The sequence below is a fragment of the Neobacillus terrisolis genome (genome assembly GCF_051233475.1).
Lineage (GTDB): Bacteria > Bacillota > Bacilli > Bacillales > Cytobacillaceae > Bacillus_BU.
Genome location: NZ_JBKFGH010000018.1, coordinates 194,661 through 200,829, shown reverse-complemented (window position 1 = coordinate 200,829; position 6,169 = coordinate 194,661). Strand labels below are relative to the sequence as shown.

The following is a 6,169-nucleotide window of genomic DNA, read 5'->3' as shown; positions in this document are numbered from 1 at the left end:
GCTTTTTTTTGGCTGTGTTAGAGAACAATATTATTTTGAGCACTCTGTTGATTGGAGCGGAAGGTGCGAGACTCCTGGGGGAAAAGGTGTCACGGGAGACCCCGCAGGCGCAATAGCGCCGAGGAGAAGGAAAAGCGGAAGCGGCTTGCCCAGGGGCGACAGGCATAAGACGAGCCGGCATGAAGGTCGTTCTTTGACCTTCTTGACGGATTGGCTTATGACCCCGAGCCCCTAGCCGCTGTAGCTAGACAGGCTCGCGGACTCCCCCTAAGGTGCGCGAGCACCTGGAGCGGAAATCAACAGAAAACTAACAGAGTCTTTTGGTGCAAAAATTGTAGAACATTCCCTAAAAAATGAAATTTATGTATTATTTTGCGATGAAAAATAAAAATATAGTATAATAATGCGAGGTGTAAATAGAAAAAAAGGTCAGCTAAGTGAGTGGAGGGAAAGCTTTGTCAGATAGGAATGAGGAAACAAAAGACTTAATTCGAAAAAAAATGATCGAACGCCAAAGCGAGGCAAAGGTTGTTCGTAAAATTGTCCTTATAGCTTCTATTATTATTTTTCTGCTGATCAGTGCGGTGTTTGGCGGGGGATATTTTTACATTAAAGCCGCGTTGCAGCCGGTCGACCCTGACAATAAACAAGCAAAAACAGTCGATATTCCCATTGGCTCTTCTGTTTCTGGAATAGGTGAGATTTTAGAAAAGAAAGGGATTATCAAAGATGCCAAAGTGTTTAAATATTATGTGAAATTCAATAATGAAACCAATTTTATGGCCGGGAGCTACGAGTTGGCCCCATCCATGACGCTTCCAGAAATCCTTGACCATCTTAAAACAGGAAAAGTATTAGAGGAGGTTGTTTTCAAAATCACCATCCCGGAAGGAAAACAACTTAAACAAATTGCCGATATTATTGCTGAAAAAACAAATCGTGGCCACGATGAGGTCTTTAATCAACTTAATGATCCTGCCTTTGTCAAAAAAATGATGGAAAAGTATCCGAATGTCTTAACAGAAGAAATTCTAAGCGAAAAAGTAATGTATCCGTTAGAAGGATATTTGTTCCCTGCGACTTACCCCTTTTATGAGGAAAATCCTTCGATTGAAAAAGTAGTTACTGAGATGCTTAATAAAACAGACGATATTTTAAATGAATACGAAGTTCAAATGAATGAAAAAAGTGTTTCGCCACATCAATTATTAACGATGGCATCGTTGATTGAGGAAGAAGCCACTGAAAAAGCAGACCGTGATATGATTGCCAGCGTGTTTTATAACCGAATAGGAGCTGGAATGCCATTACAGACGGACCCAACCGTATTATATGCAAAAGGAAAGCATAAGGATAGAGTGCTATATGAGGATTTAAAGGTCGATTCTCCTTATAATACGTATAAATATCCGGGCTTACCGCCGGGACCGATAGCTTGTGCAGGTTCGATGTCAATTGAAGCCGCTTTGAATCCGAAAGAATCAGAGTATTTCTATTTCCTGGCCACTTCAGAAGGGAACGTTATTTTTACGAAAACCCTTGATGAACACAATAGAGAAAAGGCAAAACATATAACAGGAAATTAATTAAATTAGCTTTCCAATTTTTTTTATGATAAAATAATTCGAGTGTTTTGATACACTATTGCAATAGCGTGACCCACAGATTTGTTAGGATCTTGTCTGAAGCAGTGCTCCTGTTTCGGTTATCCCCTCTGTGACCGCTATTTTTTCTTGTTCAGTAATCGGCAATAATAAAGTATTCAGTACTGAAATTAGATAAATATCTAGCTCCAGCGCCCAGCGCCTAGTGGACTTCGCCCACCTCCCTACGATAAGTCAACATCGAAAAGCTGCCGCTTTTCGTGTTTCCTTTATCTCAGTCGATGTGCTCCAGTCCTGTCGTGCGCTCCCCGGGCGCTTCCGCTTTAAGGTGAGGTGATGGCAGCTTGGAAAATGAGAAGCTGCAGTTATATATAGCAGAACTAATACCCGACCGGTCTGAAATATTTTTCGAGATGGAGCAGTATGCGAAAGAATTTGGTGTTCCGATTATGGAACTTACCGGAATTGAAACGATGCTTCAGCTTTTACGGCTTCACAGTCCTAAACAGATTTTAGAGGTTGGAACGGCTATTGGATATTCGGCATTAAGAATGGCGGATGCACTCCCTTCATCTAAAATCATTACAGTTGAACGAGATGAGGAGAGGCTTAAGAAGGCGGCCGAGTATATTGCAAAAGCAGAAAAACAAGCTCAGATTGTTGTCATTAGCGGTGATGCTCTAGAAACAGAGGATCAAATTAAAGCTTTTGCACCATTCGATGCTATTTTTATTGATGCTGCTAAAGGTCAATATCAACGCTTTTTTGAGTTGTATTCTCAATATCTTAATAAAGATGGTTTGATCATTACGGACAATGTATTGTTTAAAGGTATGGTATGTGAGGAAACCATTGAGAATAAGCGGTTACGATCATTAGTAAAAAAGATTAAAGATTTTAATTGTTGGTTGATGAAGCATCCCGACTACAATACTGTCATTATTCCTGTTGGAGACGGGATTGCGATTAGTAAAAAGAGGTGAAAATGATCATGAAGAAACCGGAATTATTAGTGACACCAACTTCAGTAGACGATATTATCCCTTTAGCCCAAGCGGGTGCTGACGCCTTCATGATTGGAGAGCAACGCTATGGCTTACGTCTGGCTGGAGAGTTTGACCGTGCTGCCGTTGCGAAAGCGATAGAACTTGCCCATGACCATGGGAAAAAAGTATATGTCGCCATGAATGCTATTTTTCATAATGAAAAAATTGCAGAATTAAGCGATTATGTATCGTTTTTAAGTTCGGTTAAAGCAGATGGGATCGTGTTTGGGGACCCTGCAGTTTTAATGACGGTAAGAGAAGTAGCGCCAGAAATGAAGCTGCATTGGAATACCGAAACAACCGGAACAAACTGGTATACTTGCAACTATTGGGGCCGCAAAGGAGCGAAACGGTCTGTTCTAGCTAAAGAAATCAATATGGATGCCATAATTGAGATGAAAGAACATGCAGAAGTCGAAATTGAAGTTCAAGTTCATGGAATGACCAGTATGTTTCAATCGAAACGCAGCCTCCTTGGTAATTACTTCGAATATCAAGGTCAATCGTTAGAGGTGAGCAAAAGCAAATACGAAAAAAATATGTATTTGCACGATAAGGAGCGCGGAAATAAATACCCGATTTTTGAAGATGAGAATGGAACCCATATCATGAGTCCAAATGATATTTGTATCATTGATGAGCTTCAAGACATGATTGAAGCAGGGGTCGACTCTTTTAAAATTGAAGGCATTTTAAAAAGCTCTGAATATCTTATCGAGGTTACCAAGCTTTATCGAAAAGCGATTGATGTTTGTGTGGAAGATCCAGATCAATACGAGGATTTAAAAACGGATTTACTAGAGGAAATCGAGAAGATTCAACCAGACTCCCGCCCGCTTGATACAGGCTTCTTCTTTAAAGAAACCGTTTATTAAGAAAAAATCAAACATCATCGTTTAACAGAAGTAGCAAGAAATATAATATATGAGGAGGCAAACAGGATGACTGCTAATATAAAAAACAATATTTCAGAAATCGTAAACGGCAAACGTGTTATTGTTAAAAAACCAGAACTCCTTGCGCCTGCAGGTAATCTTGAAAAATTGAAGATTGCCGTCCAATATGGAGCAGATGCCGTCTTTATTGGTGGACAGGAATATGGCCTTCGCTCAAACGCTGATAACTTCACTTTTGAAGAAATGAAGGAAGGCGTGGAATTTGCGAAAAAGTACAATGCAAGAATTTATATAACCACAAATATATATGCTCACAATGAAAATATTGACGGGTTAGAAGACTATTTACAAGGGCTAAAGGAAGCCGGCGTTGCCGGTATTATCGTTGCCGATCCGCTTATTATCGAAACATGCCGCAGGATTGCTCCTGAAATAGAAGTGCACTTAAGTACACAGCAATCCCTTTCGAACTGGAAGGCTGTTCAGTTTTGGAAAGAGGAAGGCCTCGAACGGGTCGTTCTCGCACGTGAGACAAGTGCGGAAGAGATTAAAGAAATGAAAGAAAAAGTGGATATTGAGATTGAAACATTTATTCACGGTGCAATGTGTATTGCCTATTCAGGCCGCTGTACATTAAGTAATCATATGACAGCGCGTGATTCGAATCGCGGCGGTTGTTGTCAATCTTGTCGATGGGATTATGACCTCTACAAGGCAGAGGGTGATCATGATCAGGCATTGTTTTCAGAAAATGATGCTCCGTTTGCAATGAGTCCAAAAGATCTCAACTTAATTGAATCAATCCCACGGATGATTGAACTCGGAATTGACAGCCTTAAGATCGAGGGACGGATGAAATCAATCCATTACATTGCAACAGTAGTCAGTGTTTATCGAAAAGTTATTGATGCATACTGTGCTGACCCTGATAACTTCGTTATAAAGCAGGAATGGATCGAGGAACTGGATAAATGCGCAAACCGAGATACCGCTCCAGCCTTTTTTGAAGGGGTACCTGGGTATAAAGAGCAAATGTTTGGAAACCATAGCAAGAAGACAACATTTGAATTTGCAGGATTAGTATTAGACTATAATCCGGAAACGAAAATGGTTACTTTGCAGCAGCGAAACCATTTCAAGCCAGGCGATGAAGTGGAATTTTTTGGACCGGATATTGAAAACTTCACTTATAAAATTGATAAAATTTGGGACGAGGATGGAAATGAATTAGATGCAGCACGTCATCCCCTCCAAATTGTCAAATTTAAAATGGACCATGCAGTATACCCTAACAACATGATGCGAAAGGAGAATTAATTTTATGGGTCGCAAGCCTGTTGTAATAGGTGTAGCTGGCGGTTCCGGGTCGGGAAAAACTAGCGTTACAAAAGCAATTTATCAGCAGTTTAAAGGACATTCCATCTTAATGATCGAACAAGATTATTATTATAAGGATCAAAGTCATTTGCCGTTTGAACAAAGGTTAAAGACAAATTATGACCACCCGCTTGCTTTTGATAATGATTTGCTGATTGAACACATTGAGAAATTGCTTAAATATGAATCCATAAATAAACCTGTCTATGATTATTCGATTCATACCCGCTCAGACGAGGTGATCGTTGTTGAGCCAAAGGATGTAATTATTCTCGAGGGAATCCTTGTTTTAGAAGACGAACGCCTACGAAATTTGATGGATATTAAATTATTCGTTGATACCGATGCTGACTTAAGAATTATTCGCAGATTACTGAGAGATATTAAGGAACGAGGCAGAACAATGGATTCGGTTATTGATCAATATGTGAACGTTGTTAGACCTATGCATAATCAATTTATAGAGCCAACGAAGCGTTATGCAGACATTATCATCCCAGAAGGCGGTCATAACCACGTTGCGATTGATCTTATGGTCACAAAAATTCAAACAATTCTTGAACAAAAATCATTTTTATGAAACAATAGCATAGATAATAAAAAAAGAAAAAATACGCGCGCCCTTTAACAGGACGCGCTCCTATGTATTTTTAAGACCCTACATAATTTTTATCCACAATTTCAATGGGTGATTGTGAAGACTAGAAGGAGTGAATGTCTTTGGCTACAGAAAAAGTATTTCCGATGACACAAGCTGGTAAAGAAAAACTTGAGCAGGAATTAGAACAATTAAAAACCGTTAAACGTAAAGAAGTTGTTGAGCGGATTAAAATTGCAAGAAGCTTTGGGGATCTCTCCGAAAACTCAGAGTATGATTCTGCAAAAGAAGAGCAAGCCTTTGTTGAAGGCCGAATCACAACATTAGAAAATATGATTCGTAATGCCAAAATTATTGAAGAAGATGAAATGCAAAGCGATACTGTTTCGTTAGGCCGCTCTGTCACTTTTGTTGAGCTTCCTGATGGAGAAGAAGAAACTTACACGATCGTGGGAAGCGCTGAGGCAGATCCGTTTGAAGGGAAAATTTCAAACGACTCACCTATTGCAAAAAGCTTAATGGGTCGTAAGGTTGGAGATGAAGTGTCTGTTCAAACTCCTGGTGGAGAAATGAGCGTACGCATCGTTACCATTAAATAACGATCTTTGTTTATATTTTGTTTGAAAATGCAAAACCTCGTCAAAACTT

The 6,169-nt window shown here is 39.7% G+C and carries 6 protein-coding genes; all 6 read left to right on the top strand.

What is annotated here, in order from left to right:
- Window positions 1-455: 455 nt before the first annotated feature.
- The 6 genes from mltG to greA all read left to right on the top strand — a co-directional run bounded on the left by mltG (window position 456) and on the right by greA (window position 6,120).
- The gene (mltG, locus tag ACI48O_RS13000) at window positions 456-1,586 is read left to right on the top strand and encodes an endolytic transglycosylase MltG (RefSeq protein ID WP_435562241.1); all 1,131 of its coding nucleotides are present in this window, start codon (window positions 456-458) and stop codon (window positions 1,584-1,586) included.
- Between the two features lie 362 nt (window positions 1,587-1,948).
- Window positions 1,949-2,587, top strand: a complete 639-nt coding sequence (locus ACI48O_RS12995; RefSeq protein WP_435562240.1) for an O-methyltransferase — start codon at window positions 1,949-1,951, stop codon at window positions 2,585-2,587.
- Window positions 2,588-2,595: 8 nt separating this feature from the next.
- The gene (locus ACI48O_RS12990; protein ID WP_435562239.1) at window positions 2,596-3,525 is read left to right on the top strand and encodes a peptidase U32 family protein; all 930 of its coding nucleotides are present in this window, start codon (window positions 2,596-2,598) and stop codon (window positions 3,523-3,525) included.
- A 66-nt stretch (window positions 3,526-3,591) separates the two neighbouring features.
- The gene (locus ACI48O_RS12985; protein ID WP_435562238.1) at window positions 3,592-4,863 is read left to right on the top strand and encodes a peptidase U32 family protein; all 1,272 of its coding nucleotides are present in this window, start codon (window positions 3,592-3,594) and stop codon (window positions 4,861-4,863) included.
- 4 nt (window positions 4,864-4,867) lie between these two features.
- On the top strand, window positions 4,868-5,503 hold the full coding sequence (gene udk, locus ACI48O_RS12980; protein WP_435562237.1) for a uridine kinase: 636 nt from the start codon (window positions 4,868-4,870) through the stop codon (window positions 5,501-5,503).
- Window positions 5,504-5,643: 140 nt separating this feature from the next.
- Window positions 5,644-6,120 (top strand): transcription elongation factor GreA, encoded by a 477-nt coding sequence (gene greA / locus ACI48O_RS12975; protein ID WP_435562236.1) that lies wholly within the window; start codon window positions 5,644-5,646, stop codon window positions 6,118-6,120.
- Window positions 6,121-6,169 lie beyond the last annotated feature (49 nt).

What these genes read in the sequence shown, in the direction of transcription:
- udk (WP_435562237.1), top strand. Translation starts at nt 4,868, where the DNA reads ATGGGTCGCAAGCCTGTTGTAATAGGTGTAGCTGGCGGTTCCGGGTCG.
- ACI48O_RS12985 (WP_435562238.1), top strand. Translation starts at nt 3,592, where the DNA reads ATGACTGCTAATATAAAAAACAATATTTCAGAAATCGTAAACGGCAAA.
- ACI48O_RS12990 (WP_435562239.1), top strand. Translation starts at nt 2,596, where the DNA reads ATGAAGAAACCGGAATTATTAGTGACACCAACTTCAGTAGACGATATT.